The sequence below is a fragment of the Butyrivibrio sp. WCE2006 genome, from assembly GCF_000701985.1.
Classification (GTDB): Bacteria; Bacillota; Clostridia; order Lachnospirales; family Lachnospiraceae; genus Butyrivibrio.
Map to the genome: position 1 here is coordinate 1 of NZ_JNKH01000047.1, position 25,492 is coordinate 25,492.

Below are 25,492 nucleotides of genomic sequence, written 5' to 3' on the forward strand. Positions count from 1 at the left end.
ACCACAGGTTTAGTTTTTTTACATAGCAGATGTGATATACTACTCTTTACAAGCGGCTGTTGTTAATCCTTAAAAGAAATGTGGTTAAAAACGATAAATATAGCAAAAGCGTTAATAAGGAGGCGGCTATGGATATCTTTGATGTTTTTGTGGACATGCAGGCTACTGGAACAAGAATTAAGGAGCTTAGAAAGCAGAGTAATATGCGTGTTTGCGAACTGGCTGAAGCACTTGGACTTGAGTCGGAACAGGCTATTTACAAATGGCAGCGCGGACAGTGCTTACCAAATGTTGATAATCTTGTAAGACTTAGTATTATATTCGGATGTCATATTGAAGACATTCTTATGAATAACATGGAGATGGAAGAGGACGCGAGTCCTCTTCTTCCTTTTTTAGGGTTCGGAGTTTTGTCCGAGCCTTTTTTCAACTACGTGTTTAATGCTATTTAAAATTTATAAACATACAATTATTGATATAGATATTTGGGATGGAAGCAACAGTATTAAAGGACAGCTTCAAGTTTGATTACAATGCAGCAGCAAATTATTGGCTGAATAAGGATGCGCATTCAAAGAAAATGCCAAGGGAGCAGGTTCTGGAGAAAATCACAGCTTTTATCGAGGCTCACAACACATGCACTTTGACAACAGCTTCAGAAGGACATGTGAGGTGCACACCGATAGAGTATAACTTTGTGGATAACCACTTCTATTTTTTCTCTGAAGGTGGATTAAAGTTCCGTGGACTTAAGAAGAATAAACATGTAGGTATGGCAATCTATGAGCCATACAACGGCTTCGGGAATCTTAAGAGCTTGCAGATTGAAGGCATGGCGAGTCTTGTGGAGCCTTTTAGTGAAGAGTACCTGAAGGTTATGGAATACAAGAAAATACCGAAACTGCTATGAGAAATCTTCCTCAGCCTATGGCTCTGATCAAGGTTGTGCCGGAGGTTTTTGATTACCTGGATTCTGATCTGAAGAAGGAAGAATTTGGCAGCAGGCAGCATTATGAGGTGTGATTTTGGAATTTGCTAAGAAGAAATATGAGGTGGCTGTAGTTTAGCTTAGTGAGCTTGTGCTCACGGTATGATGTATAATTGTAGTGCAGATATAGAGCAGATGAGGAGATAAGATAATCATGCTAAAAATCTGTTACGGAGATTTGGAATCGGATAATTATATTTTTAATCCGGATGTGTTTTTTAACAACAGTTATGAGGATGAATGGATAACTGACCCACTTTCGGTTCAGATGATAAAGGATGTAGATAAATCTGATGTCATCGGGCCTAAGGTTATAGACAGCCCATGGATATTACGGAGTTGGAGAAAAGGTGGGCAATGCTTTTAAGGATGGCGCAAAGCTGAAGTGATAAAGAGATTTAAAGAGGGGCAAAAAGTTATTGACAGCTAACAGGGCTATGTCTATACTTACAACTAATAATCTTGGAGGAATGCCAGTTATATGACAAATACACGTCTCGTCAATAGAATGGTGGTCAATTATATGTCCGTGGAAAATATTCAGGGGCTTAGATTACCATGCGAGATGAGGCCGTGCTATATGATGAATCTGTAAACTTTTTGATTCATTAAACAAGTGTATTAAGACCTTATCAAGCTAAAATAGTTTTGATAAGGTCTATTTTTTTACATTCAGGAGGAGAACACTATGAAAATTGCAGAAGAAATGTTAACGCTTAATGATGGAAGAACACTTGTCCTAAGATCTGCAGAGGAAAAAGATGCTGTTACCATGCTGGACTACATAAAGCAGACAGCAGAAGAAACGCATTATCTTGTAAGATATCCTGAAGAAATAAATATTGAACTCGAAAGAGAAAAAGAGATAATCAGGAATAATCTGGAGGCTGAGGATTCTGCCTGGTTTACCGTATTTGATGGGGAAAGAGCTGTAGGTAACTGTTCTATAAGCCGTCACAGAAATCATCTCAAGCTCAGGCACAGGTGTGATTTTGCAATTGCCCTTGAACAGGCATATTGTAACGGTGGGCTTGGAACAATACTCATGCAGAAGGCTATAGACAAAGCTAGGGAAATTGGGTTTGAACAGATGGAACTTGGAGCCTATGCGGACAATGATAGAGCGATTGCTTTATATAAAAAGATGGGATTTCAAGAATGCGGAAGAACTCCAAAGGCATTCAAACTGAAGGACGGAACATACATTGATGAAGTTAATATGATTTTGTTTCTGTGATTTAAACACGAAGATCGGAGGTTTCTATGATAATACAAAATGAAATACCATTATTGGAATATGATGACAGTTCATCGGAAGTTATAGCTCCTGATCATGACTGGACAGCTGAGAGATTGCCGGAGAAGTGTTTATTTGCATTCCTTGGAGATGTAGTCCATAAATACGCCAAAGAGAATAATGCAGCTATGGTAGAAGAGCTTATTACAGTCTCTCACAATATAAAGATATATGTGCTACATGAGGAAAAAGAAGATATATGTCTGGTGCAGTCACCTATAGGCTCGGCATCAGCAACGCAGGTTCTTGATACACTTGTTAACTGTGGATGTACGAAGATAATTGCAGTTGGTTCTTGCGGAGTTCTTGCGGATCTTCCGGAGGATGCTTTTATTGTTCCGGTAAAGGCGTTGAGAGCTGAAGGTACTTCATATCACTATCTTCCAGCATCCAGATATATTGAACTTGATAAGGAACCGATAGCAGCTATCGAAAGCTCATTTAATAAACATGATCTTCCGTTTGTAACCTGTACAACCTGGACAACAGATGGCTTTTTCAGAGAGACCAAGGATATGGTGAGATACCGCCTTGAGGAAGGCTGTTCTGTGGTGGAAATGGAATGTGCAGCCCTTGCAGCATGCTGCAGGAAACGTGGAGCGAAGTTTGGACAGTTCCTGTTCACTGCTGATTCATTGGCTAATGTGCATGAGTATGATGCCAGGTCATTTGGTACAGGGTCCCATGAGAAAGCATTGTTGCTTGGACTTGATGTTTTGAGAGATTATAACTAAGGGTGGTGGTAAGAATGGCAAATCTTATAGTAGTGTGCGGCCCTCAGGCTGTTGGCAAGATGGTGGTGGTAGAGAGCCTTAGGGATAAATTGAAATACAATCTGATGATCAATCATGACAGTATCGAGATTTCTGACAAGATATTCGGGTTTGCGACGCCTGCGCAGAAGGAATTCAACGCTTTCTTTCGTGAAAAGGTATTCGAATTGGCTGTAAAGTATGATGTTGACCTTATCTTTACATACGTTACAGCATTCGAATTGCAGGAGGAAAGAGATTATCTTACAAGTCTTCATGACTTATTTACAAAGAGCGGTGGGGACTTTTACTTTGCTGAGCTCAGTGCGGATCTTGAGACCAGGCTTGCTCGCAACGAGACTCCATATAGAATGGAGAAAAAAGCTTCGAAGAAGAATGTGGAATGGAGCAGAACTAATCTTTTAGATGACAATAAGAATCACAGGCTAAATTCGTATGAGGGTGAGGTGTGGTTTACAAACCATCTTAAGGTTGACAATACAAATCTTTCACCTGAGCAGGTTGCTGATAAGATAATAGAGGCTTTTGGACTAAATCCAAATGAGAAGGAAGAAAAGGAATATCGCTTTGGGGGCTGATTATTTTATACTACAAATATAATGACAACTAAAGTTGCCGGTGTTACTATACGATATAGAAAGTGATAAGCGGAGCAGATAAGAGCTCCCGGAAAGGAAAAGAAAGAGACATGACAACAATGAATCGCAATTATTGCCTCTATAGCGAAAGTTATGAATCATCACTCCAGAGCAAATCAGAGTGGATGTTTAATTTCATGCGCTCATTTAAGGATAGGCAAATGCGAGAAAATGTTGTTTTGGCAAAGAACCGGATAGTATAGAGACCGGATCAGAAGCTTATAGATAAACATGTTTGAGTACCGCTTACCTTAGATGAAAAAGGCAAGCGGTTTTTCTTTTGCCTAAAAATATGCAGAGTTGGCGTGGTTGGTACAGCAAGGGAGCGACGCGAAGCTAGTCCCCGAAGGGGAAAAACCGCCATCCTGAAAGGGTATCTGGGTTCGATCTACGTTCCACTTCGGTCGGTGCTAAGCGCACATCCCCTGGATGTGCAGCACCCCACCTCGTGTACTTGGCTTAAACAGGAATGTTACAGCAAAGATGGCTGTTGAGAGGGTGATGATCCGAGAGGCAATTGAGCGGTGTGATACGGATGGCGGGATCCTCAAGGACACTGATAATCCTGAAAAACATAAAAGGGATATATGGACGATAGCCATGATGCGCAGGGAATACGAAGTGTTTGATTCATTTCTGAATGTTCCTGGGAATCATAATGGCTATTATACATAGCTGCTTTAAGTGCGTATCCTGGCAGAAGGCAGTTTTTGTAACGGTTATTTATCTTCTCATCATGGGAATTATAATAGTATCCAACCTTGAATCCATAGGAATTGAGAGCTCCGGTTATAGAAACATACTGGCCAGCATAATAGTTTCATTCATGTATGCTGCATCTTTAGGATTTACACTTTTAGTAATCCTCAGTGCAATATGGGGACAATATATAAAGCTCCGTTTCTCAGGAGATTTCTATGCTTCTTATGATAAGGTTGGAATGGTAGTAGTAATAGCAGTAATGACCGTAACAGCCATAGGATGCTTTGTAATAGACAGACTGGAATTGGTCTAAAATATATATGAATTTGAGAACCATCTGGCGGATAAAATACCGTCAGGTGGCTTTTTTTCTTTTATAAAAACAGATATAGTAGAAGATAAGTATTTTGAAAAAAGAGCCGATTTTGGACTAGAGTCAGACAATATGAGTCTTGGAGCTAACAGATGAAAATAATGGTCAGTGCCTGCTTGTTGGGGCAGAATTGCAAATATAATGGTGGCAACAATTACAGTGAAAAAGTTGCGGAAGTAATAGCTGAGACACTTGGATGTAAGACCAAGAGTGTTTCTGTTGCAATTAAAGATATTCCGGAGGAAAACTGGAAAGAACAAGTATGGGATAAGAGCATTGTTCCGGATGATCAGTATTTATATAAAAGACCAGAATATACTTGTGACTAATAGGAGTATCAAAAGATGTTGCGTATATAATTAGAAAACATGTATCTGCAGTCTGTGAGGAGACATAAATGTTGATAAAAAGAATATATGAAAATGTTGATAGAGCAGATCAGTTTATAAATGAAGCATTCACAGACTTTGCTAAAAAGAGTAATGTGGATTTGAATTTTGAAGAATACTGCTTTGCGGCAGAGAACGATGAGGGCGAGATTATTGGAGTAATAACAGGTAGAGCCTATTATAACGAAGTCCATATCGGGGATTTGATAATCGATGAGAAATATCGAAGACATAGGCTCGGATCAGAGCTTGTTAAGAAAGTTGAGGAGGAGTATTCAGGAAAGGGATATGAGAAAATCACCCTAACGACCTTTGGATTCCAGGCACCTGAGTTTTATAAGAAGCTCGGATACTCGTTGGAATTTGTCAGAGAAGACAAGGAGCCTAAACTGAGCAAGTATTTCTATTCAAAGGCAATCTGAGTAATGGAGCATTATGAAACGGTTATTTGAAATTGATGGGCGAATACATCATCTATTATCGCGGCAAGATTGTTGGCGGAATCTATGATGACCGTTTTCTTGTAAAGAACATTAAGGCAGCTGTAGATAAGATGCCAGATGCGGATCTAGAGCTTCCTTACGAAGGGGCAAAAAAGATGCTGCTTGTTGATGATGTTGATAATAAGGAGTTTCTTAGAGATCTTTTGGAAGCAATGTATGATGAGCTTCCTGAGCCCAAGAAAAAGAAATGAGGCAGAAATTCATGTGGAAGATAAAGCAATTTTTTGATGGGGGCTTTGGCTGCGAGGAGTTCGCGCCAGGAGAAAAGCCAAAGGTCTCAGTAACACTTGAAAACGAAGAGGGCCAGACAAAGTCTGTATCTGTAGAGGATGCATGGCTTATAGATAGAGGGCTTAATATAGGCGATGTTTGGCCTGCGGAGTGAAAGAAGGAATAGTTACGATGAAAATCTTTGCATTTGGGCTGTGACTTTGGGATAGTGGGAGTGATTCATATCTAACTGGATGGTTTTCATGATGGAGCAATTATCGTTTTTTGAGGAAAAACACAATGATCCACGGCCTCCGCTGGCACTTAACTGGAATCTGTGGCATGGATGCACCAGAGCAAGTACAGGGTGCCTACATTGTTATGTTTACCGGAGAGATGAGTCCATAGGAAAGGACCCTACAGTCCTTCATAAGACAGATAACTTTAATCTCCCAATACGAAAACTAAGGTCAGGACAGTATAAGGGCATGTATAAGGTTCCATGCGGGTCACACATTTATACATGTTTTTCTTCAGATTTCTTTCATCCCGATGCAGATGGATGGAGAAAAGATGCCTGGGAAATGATGAATGAGCGTTCAGATTGTACATTCTTTATGATTACTAAAAGACCTGAGCGTATTGCAGATCATCTCCCTGCAGGATGGGGGAGCGGATGGGAGCATGTTACGATAGCCGTTACCTGTGAGAATCAGGATATGCTGGATAAGAGACTTCCGGTTTATCTGGATCTTCCATTGTTCCATCATGCCGTGATGATAGAACCTATGCTGACTGAGGTGGATTTGAGTCCATATATCGAAAAATACAGGACTTCCGATGGACGACCGCTCATCGAGGAGGTTTCCGTAGGTGGAGAGTCAGGAGCAAATGCAAGGGTCTGCGATTATAAATGGGTAGAGAAGGTATGGTTACAGTGTAAAGAGAACGGAATCTCATTTTATTATCACCAGACAGGAGCAAAACTGATTAAGGATGGGAAGCTTTATAACATCCCAAGAAAGCTACAGCATATCCAGGCGCATAAAGCTGGATTGGATTTATAACTTTCTAAATATCGTGCTAAGGCGCAAATCGAAGTTTAGGAGAAAGAGTAAATGGATCTGAACAAAACAATAGCAAAATTGGGCTCGTGGATAGTGACGGTGACAGTTTTTCTGTTTGCACTGTTTTTGATAATCAACTATCCTATGGGATACTACTTTGTGTGCCTTATCCTGCCGCTTGGGTTCATTATGATGACGGCAGGTCTTCACAATGAATGTGAAAACGACCGCAAAGTCGCTGCAAATACTGGTTTAATTCTTGCGGCGATATACGGCACTTTTATTATGCTTGTTTGCTTCTTTTGGAAAAAGCATATGGAAAGGTCATTGAGGTAAAACCGGATGAGCCAGTGTTTGATATGGCTTGCACATTAAACGAGATGGAACTGGCATACTTCGATGAAGACCATTATTTCTTAACGCTTACAGATGTGTGGGAGATCTATACAAAAGAGATTGCTGGTGAGGAATTTAATAAGTACAGAGCAAGAGCTGCCTGGGTATGGATGTGCCTTAGATGGGCGGAAACCATGTACGCATACACACCGGTAGATGTTTTTCTGAAAGTAGTTAACAAGAAAAAAGGAATGCATATGGATGCAGAGGAACTTGATGTGATATATAAGCGTATCCCAGATGATCTGCTTAAGTCAGTCAAGATAGAAAATGTGCTTATTGAGAGGCTCTTTATCGGTCATATGGATTCTTTGGACAGGTTACGTAGAGCACAGGCGGATAAAGATTATTATTTTCCTACTCCTGCAGAAGTTGAGGAGTTGTTCTTTACGGGAGCTCTTTTATCTCACAAGGTGTATAAGGATATGCTGGCATTTCTTGTGAAAGATATGAAGATGGAGCGAGATGATGCGATTGATCTTTTGTATGAGCTTTGGGACAGGATCTCATGGCAGGATGATAATCCACACGATACCATGCAATGGTTCTGGGATCAGTTCGAATTTGCAAATGATCAGCAGGTGAATAAGATTGTTAGTCTGTATATGCCGCTGACAAATGGAACCAATATGCTCATTAACAGGGGATATGCACCAAGTGATATGCCAAGGCCGGTTCTTAAGCCGGGACAGATGCCAACCATAATTCCAGGAAGCAGTCATGCAGCTAAGATGCTTGCTGAGGCAGCTCCGCATATCAGGGAGATGGGATTTGGTGTTGACGTTGATGGAGAGTCAGTTGAAATGCCGGTTATGAACATGCCTATGGGTATGAATGGCCCTGTTGAGAAGACGACCAAGAAGGTATATCCCAATGATCCATGTCCTTGCGGTTCCGGTAAAAAGTTTAAGAAATGCTGCGGAAGAAACTGAAGCAGGCGATAAGCATGTGTGTTTGTATTTTTGACAAGGTAGGAGAAAGAGATGGGCAAAGAATTATTCATAAAGCAATTACGGCCTTATCTTTATCTTATGGATGAGGCACATGAAGCAACTGGTTATATAGTTGTAGGGAATGAAAAAGTATGCGTCATCGATACCATGAACGGCTACAATGATCTCCATAAAGTCGTGCGTGATATAACAGATAATAAGCAGCATCCGTTTAAGCTGGAAGAAGGTAAAACATATCAACAGCTGGAGAGCGTTATCTGTTATAGATGAAATCGGGTATGCAAAACACTATGTAAGATAAGGAGCAGAGTTTAATGGCCCAGAGGACGGAGGCTATATATAACGGAAAATCTATAGGAATTGAGTCCATATATACTGTCATTGGTGATAAGCAGATCAATATTCCGGAGAAACTAAATTGGCTTCGTGAGAAGAGCAAAAAAGGAGAACTGTTCTGTCCTTGCGGTTGTGGTGCCAATCTTATACTTGTAGCCGGGGATAGAAATCTTAGGGAACAGCATTTTAGGATAAAGGATTCTGATACAGAGCTTGAGTGTACGGCAGTAACTGAAGGCAAGACTTCGATAGAGTCAAAGATAGTATTGAAATGCTGGCTCGATGATAAACTTAAAACCGGGGACATAGACACCAGAGTGCCTATAAATGCAGTTGATGACAGCACTGACAGGAAGTATGAGTTTTCTTTTGTATCAAAGCTCCATAAGCTTGCAATCAGCTACTTCCATGACAGGGCAAACATCACAGATGAAAAGCTTGATATTCTTGATATGAATACACAGGATATCAAGATTTATTATATTGCTGATATCATGAATTGTGGCTCCGGAGGTCAGTTTCCGGAATGGATGATGAAAATTGAAAGCAGACAGGGTTATTGTTTGTTTTTGTCGATAGATGGTATTGATTATAAAGATGCTCGCCTGGAAGCAGCCTTTTACGATCAGGATATAGAGGGGCTGTGGTGTGAAACAATTGTTACAGAAGGAAGGCTCAGTGACTATTCTTTTGATGAGAATAATAACCTATTGTTTCACAGAGATAGTTTAGATACTTTATATGATAAAGCATATTATGAATTCAGAAATAAGCAGGATCGTGAACACGACAGACGTATCATGGAGCAGGAAAAGCGCGAGGCTGAACGCCAAAAACGCTTGGAAGAAGAAAAGAAACTCCAAGAGGAATACGAGCGAAAGATAAGAGAACGTGAGGTGCAGTTGCTTCGAGAGAAGGAGGCTGCTGAGTCAGAAAAGCACAGAGCCCGGGAAGAATTTGCCCGCAACATGGCTGCTGGTTTTGAGCAACAGGAAAAGCCTATTAAAGATCCCGATGGGAACAGATGGGTTAAGTGTGAGTTCTGCGGAAAGATAGCGATGGATAGGGATTTTTCTTCATATGGTGGGAAGAATCATGTGAATCTGGGAACATGTATCGAATGCTCCAGGAACAATCCTAAGGCAGCAGTACAAATTAGTATTCCACATAGGGAAAGTAATGCTAATAGATACGATCCGACCGTGTGTCCCGAATGCGGTAGCAGGCTTGTTGAAAGAAATGGTAGGAATGGCAGATTTGTTGGATGTAGTAGTTATCCTAGATGTAAATATACTCGGTCAATTCGATGAAATGAAGGAGAAGTTGTAAAAGGGATGAAATGCGAATAAAAAGAACTCTTGGAGTAATTGCAGCAGCTACCCTGATTATTGTTACTGGCTGCGGGAATGCAGTTGACGAGAATGTTGAAAAAGAAAATACTCCGGCACAGGAAAGCTCTGTACCAGTTGAACCGACGGAGTCTGCTTCCAATGAGCAGATAGAGGAACCAGCCGCAGAGGCAGATTCAGATTGAGATCCTGCCAAGTCATCTGACACAGGTAAGCGGCGGAAGAGGATTCACGACCGGTTATAAGAGATGCAGACAGTGTGGATACGAGACAACAGAGGGCTTTGATTTTTGTCCTAAGTGCGGAACGAGGTTTTGAGGAGCTGGGATTATGCTGAGGCTTAGACCATATAAGAGCTGTGATGCTGAAAAGATAAGTGAATGGATAAAAGACGAGGATGTATTTGTTAAGTGGGGCGGAGATCATTTTGGAGAGTTCCCGATTACCGCAGGCATTATTGATGACAAGTACAGACAGAGTAATGGCGACTGCAAAGAGCCTGACAACTTTTATCCCTGGATCGCAATAGATGATGAGAACAGAGTAGTAGGGCATTTCATTATCCGCTACATCCATGGCAATAACAGGATCCTTAGATTCGGCTGGGTAATTGTAGATAATACCATCAGAGGAAAGGGCTACGGGGCAGAAATGCTTCGCCTGGGCCTTAAGTACGCTTTTGAACTTATGGATGCTAAGGTTGTTACCATAGGTGTGTTTGAGAACAATGACATTGCTCATGAATGCTACAAGAAGATTGGATTCAAGGATAAAGAGATAACGGAAAAAGAGCCTTTTAATATTATTGAGATGGAACTGAAGAGGGAAGATTATATCGCGTGAGGTTTTTATTATTGAATAAGCAGGATATTATCAGCAGATTAAAAGATTTTCCATATAGTTGTGAAGAATACTGGGTAATAACCGGAAGTGCGATGGCTCTATATGGGATACGAGAGCAGACCCACGATATTGATATGGGCTGCACTTCTGCTATGGCAGATAAGCTTGTGTCAGATGGGTATTCATACCAGCTTACAGAAAGCGGAAATCGCAAGTTTAACTATGGAGATGACATAGAGATCTTTGAAAACTGGAAATGTGGCTCTATAGAGTACATTGAAGGGATCCCGGTGCTTTCGCTTGATGGACTGATTGAAATGAAACAGGACCTTGGCCGGGAGAAAGACTTTAGAGATATTGCTTTAATCAAGGAATTTTGCAGAGGTAGAGAATTAGACATAGAGTAATCGCTAACCTTGAGATATATTAGCCCTCTGGCATCAGATATAATGATTTCATCATAAATATTGCTGGAGGGTTTATAATGACTGCAAAGATTTTATTAATTCTTGTTTTGCTTGCTACGATAATACCGGTATGTTTACTGTTCGGTATTCCTGCATCAAAATATAACAAGAAGGTTCAGAAGGAAGAAACGGAGGAATCAAAATGAGTAAGTATGTTTCACTGGACAAACGAAGTAAGAAAGCACAAAAAGAGTACCATTCCACACAGAGACGCACCTGGGGAGAGATAAATCCTGTAACAAGAAGCGTTCCAAGTGGAAAGGCCTACAACCGTAAGAAGGAAAAAGAGAGGATCAGCAAAGAATTCAGAGATGGATTTGGAGCTGATTCTTTTTTATTGGTATAAACAATTAAAGATAATAGCCGATATAAGAGATAGCAAGAGGAATGCGTGTCTTTTCAATGGATTGATTCTATGAAAGGGCACGTTTTTTATTACCATTCAGGAGGCATTATGGGTATAGCAGCATTGGCACTTGATCGTTATGCGGACAATACATATTCTGTAGCGGGAAAAGAGAATTATACAGACGTAGATGAGACTTCTAAAAGTTTTGGTTCTCATCTCAGTCAGGCTAGTGAGATGAAATGTCCTTATAACTTCCTGGCTAAGGATGGCATCATCAATTACAAAGGTGTAATTTTAGAATGCGATTATCAGTAGAACGCCATAACTCTGGGAAATATGTATGAGAAGGAAAAGGTGCTTAAAATCTATCTTCCAAGTGGAGGGGCTCTGCATGTGAATGTAGATAACCTCGATCAGCTGGCTAAGGCTGCCAGTATGTTCACACCGGAGGACCTCAATGCAATCATGAGGGCTATTCATGAGTATGATCACTGCACAAGGAAGCGTTATGAGATCGAGGAAGAGAAGTCCAAGCCGATAGAAGATACGGCTGAGGAGAACGAGACTCCGGATGCGGAAAAAGAGCCAGAGATTAAGGAAAACTCTTTGATAGAACAGATAAACTCATATAAAACTGAGCTTTATCATAAGCTTCTTAACAATGAGACCGAAGTTAAGATCAAGATAGGAAACCAGGAGTTTACCGAAAAGGAATGGGATAAACTCATGGAACGCATAGATAAGGATCTGGATGACATTCAAGAAGCTTTGAAGGAAAAAGAGGAAAAGCAAGCCGAAGAAGAATACGAAGATAAGATCCAGAAACTATTTGATGAGAGGAAGGAGCTTGCATGGGTCTTTATGCTATTGATTCTTATGACAGACGAAATGACCACAGCTGGTATAAGACAGCTGCAGCCAGTGCAGTCACAGCGAGTGCTCTGAATAAGCCCTTTGCGGTAGAATTGACATCTACAACGTCCATGGCTCCATCTGCAGGAGATGGTATAGTACTTGGAATGTCTGCAATCGCCGTTGGACCCAATGCTTCCCAGACAATGATTGCAAGATACTCGGATAATTCTACTGAACAGAATCCGATTATCACGGTCTCGCTTGGTGATTATGGCTCTTATAATATCAGTGTAAAAGATGTTGATCCAAAAGAAGCGACGCAGATAGAGATGTTTGCACTGTGCGCATAAAAGATACTTTTTTGGCTCCTACAAACTGCTAGTTTAAGCGGTTTGTGGGAGCTTTTTATATACCCTGGTACCGTGAGTTCTAACTACGCTTACGTATTTTTGGTATCCTGTGGTGCCATTCTTTCTTTAAAGTGTTTATCAGAAAGTGTGGACAGCGTGGAGCGTTATGCTTGCTCCGAAAGATTGGTGTGGATGAAAGTGATGTACGTTGTTCTTGAAATCAGCTTCGAAAATAAAGATAAAATTACACTATGAAATAATATTTTACAATATTGATCTTCTTTTAGATGCTATTTATATCATATAGTAAAAAAGGAGGCAATTATGGGAAAACATAAAGAGCTAGGAGTTGATAAAAATGGTGTGCAAAAAGTCTTAAGAGGGTATGACTATTTGGCAGATATGCTGGGACAGTTTGGTCTTGCTTTAATTGGTAACCTGGTTGGTCAGTTAACATATTTTTATACAGATAAAGTAGGGCTGGCTGTTGGTGGCGTAGGCATTGCAATGGGAATTGCAAAAGTCATTGATGCAGTTACAGATATCTGGTTTGGAAATGTTGTGGAACAATCCAAAGGCGGAAACGAGAAATACTACAAGTGGATGAAACGGATGATGATTCCGGCAGCAATTACAATTATTTTGCTGTTTACTGTTCCAAAGGATATTAGTCAGGTGGCATCCTTTGCCTATGTAACAATTACAAATATTTTGTTGACTGCGGTATTTTATACCCTAATATCCACTCCCTTTGCAGCTACCATCGTTGTTCGAACAAAAAGTTTGGATGAAAGATCCAATCTTGGTATTTTTAGAGCAATTGGATCTTATATTTCCGGAATCATTATGGCAATTGCGATTATTCCGATTACCAATGCCTTGGGAGGGACACAAAATGCATGGATTAAGTTTGGCTTTATAATTGCCTTGGTAGTGCTGTTGTCTTTATTGATTTGTAGTATTAACGGAAATAAAGCCGTAATGCAGGTTGCAGAATATGAAACGGAAGAAAAAGAGGAAGAAAAAGTTCCTTTTAAAGAAGCTGCAAAAATGTTATTTGCCAGTAAGTATTGGGTAATAGTTTTACTGTTTAATATTATTACCAGTGTTACAAATGCCATATCAGCTTCAGCAAATACCTATTATTGTAAGTGGATTTTCGGAAACGATAATCTGGTAGCGTTAGTTGGTGGTTTTGGTCTTTTGGGAACGGTAATAGGATTTGGTATTTCAAAACCGATTATTGAGAAACTGGGAGTCAAAGGTGCGATTGATTTTGGATTGCTTGGAACCGTAGGAGCAATGATTATTCGTTGTTTGGCGCCCGGCAATATTGTAATGTATGTTGCAACCGGAATTGTATCAAGTGTAATGATGATGCCGTTGATGTGTTTGTATGGTGTACTTTTGGGAATGGCTGTAGACTACAACGAATATAAGTATGATAAAAAACTTGTAGCTATTTCATCCGGTGCTATTGGATTTGGATCAAAAGTGGGTTCCGGTATAGGTTCAGTTATACTATCTGCCTTTTTAGTGATTGGAGCTTATGACGCGTCCTTGCAGGTTGCTACCACATCAATGAGGTATTCCATTTATGGATTTGCAAATATCTTCCCGATATTTATAAATCTTCTTATGTATATAATTTTCAGAGGATTTGATTTGGAAGGGAAATTGCCCCAAATGAAAGAAGAAGTGGAAAAAAGAAGAATGCATTCAGAGGAATAAAACATAAAGACACAGAAGCAGATTACTTCTGTGTCTTTTTTCTAAAGGAAAGGGGTGTTTCGCCGGCAATCTTTTTAAACACATTCTGAAAATAAGATTGACTGGAAAAACAAAGATAGTTGCTGATTTCACTAAGAGATTTATCGGTGAATGTAAGTAAACTTTTGGCTTCCTGAATTTTTGCGTGTGTAATGTACTCTCCTAAGTTGAACCCCAGCTCCTCTTTGAAATGGGAAAGTGTGTAGGATCGACTTCGATGAATATGATTACTGACGTCATCAACAGATATGTTTTCATTCATGTGTCCGTTTACAAATTGAATGCAGGTGTACACATCTTTACTTAAGCCAGAAGGAGTCATTTTTTCTGAGATGCGTTTGGTGAAGTCAACCAGCATATTATATTGAAGTGAAGTAATATCAAAGATAGTTTGCAAGCGTTCACATTCCAAGGAGTACTGGTCGATTAACTGGTAAGTTAATTCTATATCTAACCCTGCCGGTATAGCCGCAAATTTTCCAATCGTTGCAACCTGACCAAGAAAAATATTCTTTGCCTGCCGAAGAGGAGAGTCACCAACAGTTCCTTCTGACAAAGGTTGGTTTTTTACATGTTGCAATAAAAAGTTTTCCAACTGAGCTACATTACCTGATTTTACGTAGCTTAGTATTTGTTGTTCCAGCACATAGGTACCGTGAAAATTTTGCTCTTCCCTTGCTTCATAGGAGGAATGGGATACTTTTTTGGCAATATCTTTTTTTAGATTGGGATTTGCTATGGAGAACAAATCTTCTAATGCGGGCTTTTTCCTGTGTATTGTAAAAAAAGCCATAGAAAGAATGTTGGTGAATTGGTGATAGCTTACTCGGGCCAGTCGATTTAAATCATCAGCAAGTTTATTTTTTTGGCTGGGAGGGATGCTGTGTGCTCTCATAAAACTATGAATGATTTCTTCATTAAGCATGGAAGAAATAACAGGACCAATCAAAAGAGAAGTGTCTTTGCCTGCGTTCAACTGTACCAGACCATAGTAGCAATTATCATCAGCTAAGGAGGTTGTTATTATTTTGTTGGAAGCAGATAATTGGTCGAAAATCTGGATGCTTGGTGAAAAATAATCCGGATAGCCACAGAATGATATAAATTGACTATCTTTAAAACAAGCAATTGGTATATTGTGGGCGGCATAGAATAGTTGGCAAAAATCTTTATAATTCATAAGTATTACCTTGATAAAACATAAATTACAATTTTAAAGATAATTTTACATTATCAATATGGGGGAAGCAAGTATCTTATGATTAAAGAACATAGATTATGTAGAAGCAGGAAGGTTATAAGATGAAAGATTTTATTGTCGTATCACCGAATAATGATGAAGAAAGTCAATTGGAAAAAGAAAATCGCTTATTATCCAGACAAGTGGCAGAAGAGGGTTTTGTGCTGCTGTACAACAATGGAGTTCTACCTCTTCAGGAAAGAACCGTTGCTTTGTTTGGTACCGGAGCAAGAATGACTGTTTTTGGCGGAACCGGAAGCGGAGAAACAAAGGGACGTCAAAAAGTAACGATAGAGCAGGGACTAAAAAATGCTGGAGTAAAAATAGAATCTACTCTTTGGATAGACGAATTTGACGAGAAATATAAAAGGAAGCGTAAGGCGTGGAAGGATGATGTGGAAGAACATATTCGCGGATATCATCTGTGGAATGTGATGGATATGTTTCGAGAGATTGATAAGCATCACTTCGTTTTTCCTGTAGGGGATGAAATATGCGAGAAGCATGTGAAAGAGGAATGTGACGTCGCAATCTATATTATTGCAAGACAAGCCGGTGAAGGTGGCGACAGAAAACTGGAAGAGGGAGATTACTTTTTATCACGTACGGAAGTAGATTCCATTTCTTTTTTGAAGAAGCATTATAAGAAGGTTGTAGTTTTGATTAACAGTGGTGGAAGTGTTGACTGTTCTTTTATGGATAGGGAAGAAACGAAACCGGATGCTTTATTGTATATTGGTCAGCCGGGAGAAGAGGCAGGAAATGCGGTAGCAGATATTTTGCTGGGGAATGAATCTCCCAGTGGTCGTCTTACTGCAACATGGGCAAAAGATTATTATGATTTCCCTGGAGCTGATGAATACGGCTTTTTGGGAGAGAATTCCAAGGAAGCAAACTTTAAAGAGGGTATCTACGTTGGTTATCGATGGTTTCACGCAAATCATATAGAGCCAAGGTTTGCCTTTGGATATGGTATGTCGTATACAACATTTGAACATTGTTACTTGGATGTTAAGCAGAAGGGGACCAAACTTGTTTTTCGCATTTGTGTAAAGAACACCGGTGCAGTTTATTCCGGAAAAGATGTAGTGGAAATATATGTTCGCAAGCCTTCTGCAGATATATATCAGGTGATGAAAGAATTGGCTGGTTATGGAAAAACCAAGAAACTGAATCCCGGAGAAGAGGAAATCTTAGAAATTGAAGTATCCTTGAAGGATTTGGTTACTTATCAAGCCGATATGCATGGGGAATATTTACTATCCGGAGAGTATGTTTTCTTTGAAGGGACTTCGGCTGATAATTTAAATGCAATTACGATTGCTGTGGTTCAGCAAGCTTGTTTACTCAAAAAAGTAGAGCCGTTGAACTCATGTAAAGTGAAGTTCGATGAGAAGATTTTTGAGAATAGTTATATTGAGAATCGTGAACTTCCTTTATTAGAGATTGACACTTCAGTATTTGATTCTTACATTTCAGAACATCAATCAGAAGGAGTAATACCTTCGAACCGCGTTTTAAATCTGACAGATGAAGAGCTGTGTACCATGCTGGTTGGAGGATCGGTCGTTAGTTATGGCTACGTTCGTACACCGGGAACCGTAGGAAGAACTTCAAATATCCTTTGGAAAAAGCATAAATTGCCTAGTATTAACATGGCGGATGGACCGGCAGGCTTAAATCTGACTCCACAGTCTCTAATTACAAAAGGAGGAATGGAAAAAAGTTATCTTCATCTTCCTGAAAATTGGAGTTATGGTTTTTTGCCGAAAATGGAATGGATTGCTGTAGGAAATCCCAAGAGAGATCGAATGATTTGTCAGTTTACGACGGCTTTTCCCTCTACTACGGTAAGAACACAAACTTGGAATCGAGAGTTGATTTACAAGGTTGGTGATGCTGTTGGACGTGAAATGAAAAAATATGGAATTACATTGTGGCTTGCACCGGCTATAAATATTCAAAAGAACCCACTGTGCGGTAGAAACTTTGAGTATGCATCGGAAGATCCTTTGTTGTCCGGTTATATGGCGGCGTCAATTATTGATGGAGTGCAGCACTTAGGTGGAGTGGGCGTGACAATAAAACATTTTTGCGCCAACAATCAGGAAACAGAACGAGAGCATATGTCATCTAATATTGGAGAACGGGCTTTGAGAGAAATCTACTTAAAGGGATTTGAAATTGCAATTCGTGAGAGTAATCCATGGTCGTTGATGACATCCTATAACAAATTAAACGGTACATATACTGCAAATCATAATGAATTGTTGATGAATGTACTTCGAAAAGAATGGGGATACAGCGGAGTGGTTATGACAGACTGGGGTGCCATCACAAAGGGAAAAGGTGATTATTATCAATGTGCGAATAACGGAAATGATTTGATTATGCCTGGGGATGGTTCTGCAGTGAAGCAATTGTTAAATGATTTAAAGACAGGACGATTGAATCGAAAGGCAGCACAAATTAGCGTAGAACGAATCCTGCGTCTTGTAATGAAGAGCGATTATGTAGGATAGAAAGTTGAAATAATAACTCAAAATATGAAAGAGGAGAAGAATATGCCAAATGCATTTAATGAAAACTTCTTATGGGGAGCTGCGTCTGCGGCACCACAGATAGAAGGGGCTTGGAATGAGGATGGAAGAACACCAAGTATTTGGGACGTGGCGCCCTCCAAAAAGATTAAAAATGGAGAAGATTGTCACACTTCCTGTGATCATTATCATCATTGGAAAGAAGATGTGGCATTGATGAAGGAAATCGGTTTGAAGTCCTATCGATTTTCTCTAAGCTGGTCTCGTATTATTCCAAAACCCGGAATGGTAAATGAGAAGGGAATTGCATTTTACAACCAATTAATAGACGAATTGATTGCAAATGATATCGAACCTATGATTACGATCTTTCACTGGGATTTGCCGGTTTGGATGCAGGATATGGGAGGCTGGTACACTAATAAGATTGTAGATTATTTTCGTGAATATACGGAAGTGGTAGTTCGGGCATTTTCTGATCGCGTAGCTTATTGGATGACAATTAATGAACCTCAGTGTTTTATTATGAATGGTCATTTACAGGGAGCTCATGCACCTTTTCATAAGAGACCGCTTGCCCTTGCAAGAATATCGGAAAACTGTATGCGCTGCCATGGAGTTGCGGTGAAAACCATTCGAGCAAATGCTGTAAAAAAGCCAAAAGTTGGAATTGCCATGGCAACAGCAGCCTATGTTCCAGAGAATGATTCTGTGGAGGCAATAGAAGAAGCCAGAAGATTGTCTTTTGAATCTACGATTGGTGTTATGAGCAATAAATGGTGGTTTGATCCGATTCTGAAGGGGGAAAAAGTAAATGCTTTGGGAATCTTTCGTACAAAAATGAAACATATGGATGAAATCCATCAGCCTTTAGATTTTCTGGGGCTGAATGTTTATGCACCATCCAATGATCAGGATTGGACAAAGGAAAAACATGAATCGAAGCCTGGAATTCCCAGAACTCAATTGGGATGGGTTATTGATGAAAGGGTTTTATATTGGGCAATTCGATTTATGTCAGAACGGTATGGCCTTCCTATTATGATTACGGAAAACGGCATGGCAAATTTGGACTTCCAGCAATTGGACGGGAAGGTACATGATCCGCAAAGAGTGGATTTTATCCATCGCTATTTAGGTGAGTTAAAGCGAGCAGTTAGTGAAGGATATGAGGTTATTGGGTATCAGCATTGGTCCATTATTGACAACTTCGAGTGGGCAGAAGGCTATGACCCAAGATTTGGTTTAATCTACGTTGATTTTCGCTCCCAAAAACGAATACTCAAAGATTCTGCTTATGAGTATAAAAAGATTATTGAATCAAACGGAGAAACAATATAAGAAAAGGTTTTGAAACGGAGAACAAATGAAAACGATGCAGGTAAATGATGTAATGTTAATCACTGTTTCCTGACATAAAAGGATGCATTATGAATAAAAAATGGGAAGATATCACATTTATAAAAGAGAATAAAGAAGATGGTCATGTCCTGTCTTTTCCAAAGGAAGTTCATCCAGCAGATTTTGGTGAGAATGAGAATCAGACATCCCTAAACGGGAAATGGAAGTTTTTGTATATTCAGGGATGTAATGTGAAAAAAGAGTATGCCTGTGATACTTATGATGACAGTGCCTGGGATGATATTGTTGTGCCAAGAGTGTGGCAACTCCAAGGATATGGTTCACCCTATTATTTTGCATCTTCTTATCCCCAGGCAATCGACACGCAAAAAGGGAATATTCCTCATATAAGTGAAAACCTTCAGGAGATTGGAGTGTATCGAAGAAGTTTTTCTTACGAGGAGGCTTGGAAGGATAAAAATGTTTATTTGCATTTTGGAGCAGTGAAATCAGCTTTGGAAGTCTATGTAAACGGGAAATACGTAGGCTATTCTCAAGGTTCTATGACACCCCATGAGTTTCAGGTATCGGACTATTTGAAACCGGGAGAAAATCAAGTGACAGCCATTGTATATCGATATAGCGATGGCACTTATCTTGAAGATCAGGACATGTGGTTCTTCAGTGGAATTTATAGGGATGTGTTTTTGTATTGGGAACCAAAGGTGACGGTGCGTGACTATTTTATGCATGCTTCTTTTCCCACAAAGTGGCAGAAAGATTTGATGTGGGATACAAAGGTGCCTTGTGATTTTCAAATCGAATTGTATTTTGAGTCTGTCTGGGATTGTCAGGTCACTGAAGTAGAAGTGGAGATTTCCGAACTTGAATTTCTGCAAAAAGCATCGGTGACGTTAAAAAAAGGAAAAACGTTTTTCAAAATGAAAGGGGAGGTGGCTCCACTGTTATGGAGCCATGAATCCCCAAAGCTATATGATGTACAAATACGATGGAATGTCGGGGAAAAGATTTATTTCAAAGAGGAAAAGTTTGGATTCCGAGAAATAAAAATAAAAGACAACATACTGTACTTAAACGGGAAACGACTAATTTTAAAAGGTGTCAACAGACATGACTTTGATCCCAACACAGGCTGGACACTCAGTGAAGAACGTTATATGGAGGATATTCGAATATTAAAAGAATTGAATATCAATGCAGTACGTACCAGTCATTATCCTAATGATCCTCTGTTTTATAGTCATTGTGACCAATACGGAATTTTGGTTATGGATGAAACTGATTTGGAGTCTCACGGAGTTCGTAGAATCCTTCCTATGTCAAAAAAAGAGTGGGAAGTTCCTTGTGTGGATCGGATTGAGAGAATGATTTTGCGGGACCGCAATCATCCCTGCGTCATTATTTGGAGTCTTGGAAATGAAGCCGGTATGGGAGATGTATTCAAAAAAATGCGTGCCAGAGGTGGGGCGTTAGACGGAACCAGACCTTTTCATTATGAAGGGATGCATGATAAGGAATGCACGGATTTTTTAAGCCGTATGTATCCAACAGAAGAAAACTTAGATCAGTTGTGCCATAAGGAAGCAATTGTAGGGTTGATGGATGGTGTAATGAATTCATTGGCGGCGGACAACAAAGATATTACCTGTGATTTGTACGAGGAAATGCCGGTGGTGCTTTGCGAATACGCCCATGCAATGGGAAACAGTCTGGGTAATTTTTCTGAATACACAAAAGCGTTTGAAAAATATCCTCACATGTGTGGCGGTTTTATATGGGATTTTGTGGATCAGGCTATCTGTGTAAAGAAAGATGGAGAAAATCGGTATTTATACGGGATAGATTTTGAAGAAACCTACTCCGAAGATGGATTTAAGAAAAAGAAGGATAAGAAGAGTGATGGAGCTTTTTGTGGCAACGGAATATTGTTTGCAGACAGAAGTTTTCATCCTGACGCCTATGAGGTAAAAAAATGCTATCAGTGGCTGGATGTTAGAAGCACTCATCCCCAAAGCGGAGTTTTTCATATTTATAATCATCAAATGTTTTGTTCTGTCTTGCCGTTCTATGATTTGATCTGGGAACTATGTTGCAACGGAGTTCCGGTTTTGAAGAAAAAAATAGAAGAAGAGAAGTTACAGGGAATATTGCCGGGAAAACAGAAGACGATTATTTTGGAAGAAATAAGAAAACAGGAGTTTCCAAAAGCTGGGGAAATCATTGTCAATTTTTATTTTTTCCCAAAAGATGAAAATGAATTGGAAAGAAGTGCTGTGGCTGTGTCACAGTTTGTGATTCGCCCATTTCTTTTGGTTAAACCGGATGTTGGAAAAAGTGACGGGGAAGCGAATTTAGTACATAAAGACCTGGGTTTTCAAATGGCAAATGGATTTATGAATCTGGAGCTGTCCAGAGTGGCAACAGACAATAACATTGATCTGGGTCATTTTGTACCTCAGCTGGAAAACACTGTTTTGGTAAGACAGTGGGATGCTGCAAATAAAAGACTCTGTATTCTGAATCAGATAACAAAAAATGAAGACGGGAAACGAAGCATTCAAACAGTTTATGGACATCCCTTTTGCAACAAGTTGGAAACAGAGATTACAGACTATAAAAATGGATACTACGAGGTTTTGTTAAAGGTAAGGACTAAAAGAAAAGATGTTGTAGCGACGGGAGTTTCCTTTTCTTTTCAAGAGACCTTTGAACGTTGCCGGTGGTATGGTCGTGGACCCCATGAAAATTATATAGACCGGAAAGAAAGTGCACTTTTAGGTTTGTATGAAAAAGGACTATCGGATATGAGTCATATGTATTTGCGACCGCAAGAAAATGGAAATCATTGTGATGTGCGCTTTTTGTCTTTGGAGGGAAAGCAACATGATATTTTTGTATGGAATTTGTCCGAAGATGGAATGGAGTTTTCTGCTTGGGATTATTCCAAAAAAAATCTGGAGAACGCAAAGCATATTTATGAACTTCAAAGAGGCGAGGAAACAACGTTAAACATCTATGGAAAAATGAGTGGTGTTGGTGGTGATCTGCCGGGAATGGAATCTTTTTATGATAAGTATCGTTTAAAATCCAATGAATTATATGTAACCCATTTTTTGATGAAAGTGATATCGAGGGAATAAATCGTGAAAAATGAAGTGAAAAATTTAATTGGAATATCCATGATGTCTTTGACAAAGACGACAGGTGAAGTTTTGATTTCGTCTTTTTTGGCATTTTATCTGACGGATTATTTTCCGGTTGAAGATATGTTTGGAAGTGTTTTTATTACGGCGACGCTTCTTCCTTTTCTACATCTTTTGGATGCGGCAACAAATCCGATACAAGGTTGGTTAATTGACTGGGTGGTATCCAAAGGGAAAAAACAATATAGATTTTTCTGTGCTCTTGGCGTAGGAATGGTATCTTTTGCTTCCATTATGATTTTTCATATTCCGAAAGCCTTATGTAGTGATCCGAAGTTCTTGGTTGCATATATTATTTGTTTTTATTTAATCTACGATTTTGGGTCTTCGTTTTTTGTAAACGGTGCGCTAATTCAAACCATGACGATGGATTATAATCGAAGAATCTCTTTTATTCTGTGGCCAAGACTAGTTGGATTTGTAGCAGTCATTCCTTTCATATTTATGTTTCAATTTGTAGAGCATTATAATGAATATTTTGAAAATCAACGCGCTGGAATTGGGACGTATGTTATGGTGCTGATTCTTGTTTCCATGATTCTTTCTTTGATAGGAGTAGTACTTGTAAACGAGAATAAGATATTAAAACAGACTAGAAAACACGTCACCTTCCACGCACTGGATATTTTTCGTATGGTGAAGAAGAACAAACCCTTTGTAACCTATCAGATTGGGAATTTTTTTGTGGGTTTTATTTATGTGACAATTACATTAATTGCTATGTACTATGTGAAATGGAATTATTGCTATGAGTTTGAAACGGGATATTTAGATTCAGGAAAGTTTGCGTATTTGTCTATGATACTTGGAATTGTAGAGTTCGTACCTTTTGTGTTTGGTACTTTGGTATCAGCTGCCATGTGTAAGAAAGAAAATAATCCTGTTAAAGGGATGAAGATTTCCATTGCAATTACGGTATTTATGGGAGTTGTTATGGAGATTCTACAAATTTGTGGTCAATTTGCTTTTAATTCAAATCTATATTTTGCTATGTTGGCGTTTTTGCTGTTTGGATGTGGGATGGCTTTTTTACCGGGAAATCTTTTAGCGGTGGAGACGATGGATTATGCACTATGGAAGACCGGTAAGCCAGCGAATGCGACCATAGAATCTTTTACAAGATTATTATCGGAGTTGCAAAAATCAGGAGGCTTGGCATTTATTGGAGCCTTATGGGTCGTTTTTGGATATGAAGCGAGGGTAGAGGCGAGTAAGTATTTGGGAAGTCTGGATTCTTTACAGAGAATGCTTCAGTGCTTTGGATATTTGACGGCTGTGATTCCAATTATTTGTGGAGCTCTCGCATTTTTGGTTTATGGAAAGTACCCCTTGACTGTTTTGGAAAGAGAAAAAATGATTCGTGATTTGGAAAGGAGAAAAGAAAATGCCTATATGTAATCCTTATTTACCTTTAGATGAATACATTCCCGATGCGGAACCCCATGTGTTTGGAAATCGGGTGTACATCTATGGATCACACGACAAAGAAAAGGGTAGCCGGTTTTGCATGGAGGATTATGTGGTGTACTCTGCACCGGTAGATGATTTGGAATGTTTGCAGGTATGATGGTCGGAGCAATGATTGATAGAAAAAAGGCATCGGAACAGAAGCCAGATGCACTAAATTAGTGATAATGCCAAACGGCAGGACGCAGTTTTCTTTGAATTGTGTCCTGCCGTTTTCATAGGTATAATTATCCATGGAAATATCAGGAGAATATTGAAAAAGGGAATATCAGACCATGATAATGTTGGGGACAATAATAAACAGTGCTGCTAACCTTGTTTGGGGCAAGAAAGTGCGAGTGGCTAATATGCTGCCTGCCTTAGTGATAGCGGTTATTGCAGCATACATACCGGCTATGTAAAGCTAGGGAAAATGAAATCAGCCGATGGACCTGAAAAAATGTTTGGAGAACTGTGATGAGGATTATTCTTTCACCTGCAAAGAAAATGAATGTGGATACGGATAAACTTGAGTGTCAGGGACTTCCGGTATTTATTGACCAGACGGAGGAAATACTTGAGTGGCTCTGCAATAAGCCACATTCTGAATTACAAGAACTGTGGGGATGTAATGATAAGATTACTGAGCAGAATTATAAACGTATTAAAGAGATGGATCTTCGTAACAAGCTGACACCAGCTATACTTTCATATGAAGGAATCGCGTTTCAATATATGGCACCTGCGGTGTTTGAAGACAGAAGCTTTGATTATGTGCAGGAGCATCTTCGAATTCTTTCAGGTTTTTATGGTGTGCTGAAACCGATGGACGGAGTTACGCCATACAGGCTTGAGATGCAGGCTAAGGCAGCAATTAATGGACATAAGGATTTATATGATCTGTGGGGATCCAGGCTCTATGATGAAGTAAGTGATGGTACCAGTGTTATAATAAACCTTGCATCGAAGGAGTATTCAAAGTGCATTGAAAAATACCTGAAACCGGATGACTGTTACATCACCATCACATTTGGCGAGATGGTAAATGGGAAGCTTGTGACAAAGGGGACATATGCCAAGATGGCCAGGGGAG

The 25,492-nt window shown here is 39.6% G+C and carries 31 protein-coding genes and 3 pseudogenes; 33 read left to right on the top strand and 1 reads right to left on the bottom strand.

All coding sequences use genetic code 11. The features are described from left to right. Nucleotides 1-128 precede the first annotated feature (128 nt). The 27 genes and pseudogenes from T501_RS17265 to T501_RS17385 all read left to right on the top strand — a co-directional run bounded on the left by T501_RS17265 (nt 129) and on the right by T501_RS17385 (nt 14,569). Complete coding sequence (locus tag T501_RS17265; RefSeq protein ID WP_044916494.1) at nt 129-452, top strand: helix-turn-helix domain-containing protein; 324 nt, start codon at nt 129-131, stop codon at nt 450-452. A gap of 38 nt (nt 453-490) precedes the next feature. After that, the gene (locus T501_RS17270) at nt 491-910 is read left to right on the top strand and encodes a pyridoxamine 5'-phosphate oxidase family protein (RefSeq protein WP_242845558.1); all 420 of its coding nucleotides are present in this window, start codon (nt 491-493) and stop codon (nt 908-910) included. Between the two features lie 232 nt (nt 911-1,142). Then, nucleotides 1,143-1,355 (top strand): DUF4869 domain-containing protein, encoded by a 213-nt coding sequence (locus T501_RS17275; protein WP_044916495.1) that lies wholly within the window; start codon nt 1,143-1,145, stop codon nt 1,353-1,355. A gap of 321 nt (nt 1,356-1,676) precedes the next feature. Then, the gene (locus T501_RS17280) at nt 1,677-2,225 is read left to right on the top strand and encodes a GNAT family N-acetyltransferase (protein WP_026665618.1); all 549 of its coding nucleotides are present in this window, start codon (nt 1,677-1,679) and stop codon (nt 2,223-2,225) included. Between the two features lie 26 nt (nt 2,226-2,251). Continuing rightward, a complete protein-coding gene (locus tag T501_RS17285) occupies nt 2,252-3,019 on the top strand; it encodes a nucleoside phosphorylase (RefSeq protein WP_044916497.1) in 768 nt (255 codons plus the stop codon). A gap of 14 nt (nt 3,020-3,033) precedes the next feature. Further along, nucleotides 3,034-3,636, top strand: a complete 603-nt coding sequence (locus tag T501_RS17290) for an ATP-binding protein (protein ID WP_044916499.1) — start codon at nt 3,034-3,036, stop codon at nt 3,634-3,636. A 543-nt stretch (nt 3,637-4,179) separates the two neighbouring features. Beyond that, nucleotides 4,180-4,371: a hypothetical protein gene (locus T501_RS17295; protein ID WP_044916501.1), complete on the top strand. Its 192-nt coding sequence runs from the start codon at nt 4,180-4,182 to the stop codon at nt 4,369-4,371. Next, on the top strand, nt 4,355-4,711 hold the full coding sequence (locus T501_RS17300) for a hypothetical protein (protein WP_044916504.1): 357 nt from the start codon (nt 4,355-4,357) through the stop codon (nt 4,709-4,711). Before T501_RS17295 ends, T501_RS17300 begins: the two co-directional genes overlap by 17 nt. Before the next feature lie 152 nt (nt 4,712-4,863). Continuing rightward, nucleotides 4,864-5,100 (top strand): tautomerase family protein, encoded by a 237-nt coding sequence (locus T501_RS22420; protein WP_050008381.1) that lies wholly within the window; start codon nt 4,864-4,866, stop codon nt 5,098-5,100. Nucleotides 5,101-5,168: 68 nt separating this feature from the next. Further along, nucleotides 5,169-5,582 (top strand): GNAT family N-acetyltransferase, encoded by a 414-nt coding sequence (locus T501_RS17310; RefSeq protein ID WP_050008382.1) that lies wholly within the window; start codon nt 5,169-5,171, stop codon nt 5,580-5,582. 23 nt (nt 5,583-5,605) lie between these two features. Beyond that, nucleotides 5,606-5,854: pseudogene (locus tag T501_RS17315) on the top strand (TfoX/Sxy family protein); the annotation flags it as partial. A gap of 11 nt (nt 5,855-5,865) precedes the next feature. After that, nucleotides 5,866-6,048: a hypothetical protein gene (locus tag T501_RS17320; protein ID WP_044916509.1), complete on the top strand. Its 183-nt coding sequence runs from the start codon at nt 5,866-5,868 to the stop codon at nt 6,046-6,048. Nucleotides 6,049-6,136: 88 nt separating this feature from the next. Further along, nucleotides 6,137-6,940: a DUF5131 family protein gene (locus tag T501_RS17325; protein ID WP_242845559.1), complete on the top strand. Its 804-nt coding sequence runs from the start codon at nt 6,137-6,139 to the stop codon at nt 6,938-6,940. A gap of 51 nt (nt 6,941-6,991) precedes the next feature. Beyond that, nucleotides 6,992-7,276, top strand: coding sequence for a hypothetical protein (locus T501_RS17330; protein ID WP_050008383.1), 285 nt, complete (start codon nt 6,992-6,994; stop codon nt 7,274-7,276). Nucleotides 7,277-8,193: 917 nt separating this feature from the next. Next, nucleotides 8,194-8,268: pseudogene (locus T501_RS23005) on the top strand (SEC-C metal-binding domain-containing protein); the annotation flags it as partial. Nucleotides 8,269-8,319: 51 nt separating this feature from the next. Continuing rightward, nucleotides 8,320-8,559 (top strand): hypothetical protein, encoded by a 240-nt coding sequence (locus T501_RS17340; protein WP_026511728.1) that lies wholly within the window; start codon nt 8,320-8,322, stop codon nt 8,557-8,559. A 44-nt stretch (nt 8,560-8,603) separates the two neighbouring features. Further along, on the top strand, nt 8,604-9,935 hold the full coding sequence (locus tag T501_RS17345) for a topoisomerase DNA-binding C4 zinc finger domain-containing protein (RefSeq protein WP_044916514.1): 1,332 nt from the start codon (nt 8,604-8,606) through the stop codon (nt 9,933-9,935). Nucleotides 9,936-9,964: 29 nt separating this feature from the next. Continuing rightward, nucleotides 9,965-10,159, top strand: coding sequence for a hypothetical protein (locus T501_RS17350; RefSeq protein ID WP_044916516.1), 195 nt, complete (start codon nt 9,965-9,967; stop codon nt 10,157-10,159). A gap of 16 nt (nt 10,160-10,175) precedes the next feature. After that, nucleotides 10,176-10,292: a zinc-ribbon domain-containing protein gene (locus tag T501_RS22760; RefSeq protein WP_242845564.1), complete on the top strand. Its 117-nt coding sequence runs from the start codon at nt 10,176-10,178 to the stop codon at nt 10,290-10,292. Between the two features lie 12 nt (nt 10,293-10,304). Next, nucleotides 10,305-10,817 carry a GNAT family N-acetyltransferase gene (locus tag T501_RS17355; RefSeq protein WP_044916517.1) on the top strand — a complete coding sequence of 171 codons (513 nt, stop codon included), beginning with the start codon at nt 10,305-10,307 and terminating at the stop codon, nt 10,815-10,817. 11 nt (nt 10,818-10,828) lie between these two features. Further along, nucleotides 10,829-11,224: a hypothetical protein gene (locus tag T501_RS17360; RefSeq protein ID WP_044916520.1), complete on the top strand. Its 396-nt coding sequence runs from the start codon at nt 10,829-10,831 to the stop codon at nt 11,222-11,224. Between the two features lie 77 nt (nt 11,225-11,301). Then, a complete protein-coding gene (locus T501_RS22425) occupies nt 11,302-11,430 on the top strand; it encodes a hypothetical protein (protein WP_255347455.1) in 129 nt (42 codons plus the stop codon). After that, nucleotides 11,427-11,630, top strand: a complete 204-nt coding sequence (locus T501_RS17365; RefSeq protein WP_044916523.1) for a hypothetical protein — start codon at nt 11,427-11,429, stop codon at nt 11,628-11,630. The genes T501_RS22425 and T501_RS17365 overlap by 4 nt, the downstream gene beginning before the upstream one ends. 108 nt (nt 11,631-11,738) lie before the next feature. Further along, nucleotides 11,739-11,948 carry a hypothetical protein gene (locus T501_RS17370; RefSeq protein ID WP_155994914.1) on the top strand — a complete coding sequence of 70 codons (210 nt, stop codon included), beginning with the start codon at nt 11,739-11,741 and terminating at the stop codon, nt 11,946-11,948. 21 nt (nt 11,949-11,969) lie between these two features. Further along, entirely contained in the window at nt 11,970-12,578 is a 609-nt protein-coding gene (locus tag T501_RS17375; protein WP_044916527.1) for a hypothetical protein, read from the top strand. Nucleotides 12,579-12,598: 20 nt separating this feature from the next. Continuing rightward, entirely contained in the window at nt 12,599-12,838 is a 240-nt protein-coding gene (locus tag T501_RS17380) for a hypothetical protein (protein ID WP_155994915.1), read from the top strand. A gap of 324 nt (nt 12,839-13,162) precedes the next feature. After that, nucleotides 13,163-14,569: an MFS transporter gene (locus tag T501_RS17385; RefSeq protein ID WP_044916533.1), complete on the top strand. Its 1,407-nt coding sequence runs from the start codon at nt 13,163-13,165 to the stop codon at nt 14,567-14,569. A gap of 22 nt (nt 14,570-14,591) precedes the next feature. Here T501_RS17385 and T501_RS17390 read toward each other — a convergent pair whose 3' ends face one another. Further along, nucleotides 14,592-15,788, bottom strand: a complete 1,197-nt coding sequence (locus T501_RS17390) for a helix-turn-helix domain-containing protein (protein WP_050008384.1) — start codon at nt 15,786-15,788, stop codon at nt 14,592-14,594. A 122-nt stretch (nt 15,789-15,910) separates the two neighbouring features. Here T501_RS17390 and T501_RS17395 point away from each other — a divergent pair, with 122 nt between their 5' ends. From T501_RS17395 to yaaA, 6 genes and pseudogenes are all read left to right on the top strand, one after another. Next, nucleotides 15,911-18,370 carry a glycoside hydrolase family 3 protein gene (locus T501_RS17395; RefSeq protein WP_044916536.1) on the top strand — a complete coding sequence of 820 codons (2,460 nt, stop codon included), beginning with the start codon at nt 15,911-15,913 and terminating at the stop codon, nt 18,368-18,370. A gap of 24 nt (nt 18,371-18,394) precedes the next feature. Further along, complete coding sequence (locus T501_RS17400; RefSeq protein WP_442856387.1) at nt 18,395-19,729, top strand: glycoside hydrolase family 1 protein; 1,335 nt, start codon at nt 18,395-18,397, stop codon at nt 19,727-19,729. 89 nt (nt 19,730-19,818) lie between these two features. Next, the gene (locus T501_RS17405) at nt 19,819-22,890 is read left to right on the top strand and encodes a glycoside hydrolase family 2 (protein ID WP_044916542.1); all 3,072 of its coding nucleotides are present in this window, start codon (nt 19,819-19,821) and stop codon (nt 22,888-22,890) included. A 3-nt stretch (nt 22,891-22,893) separates the two neighbouring features. After that, nucleotides 22,894-24,351: an MFS transporter gene (locus T501_RS17410; RefSeq protein ID WP_044916544.1), complete on the top strand. Its 1,458-nt coding sequence runs from the start codon at nt 22,894-22,896 to the stop codon at nt 24,349-24,351. Further along, nucleotides 24,338-24,502, top strand: a pseudogene (locus T501_RS23010) (family 43 glycosylhydrolase); the annotation flags it as partial. The gene T501_RS17410 and the pseudogene T501_RS23010, both read left to right, overlap by 14 nt. A gap of 374 nt (nt 24,503-24,876) precedes the next feature. Continuing rightward, nucleotides 24,877-25,492, top strand: a 616-nt coding sequence (gene yaaA, locus T501_RS17420; protein ID WP_044916548.1) for a peroxide stress protein YaaA, incomplete at its 3' end; no start/stop codon positions are given.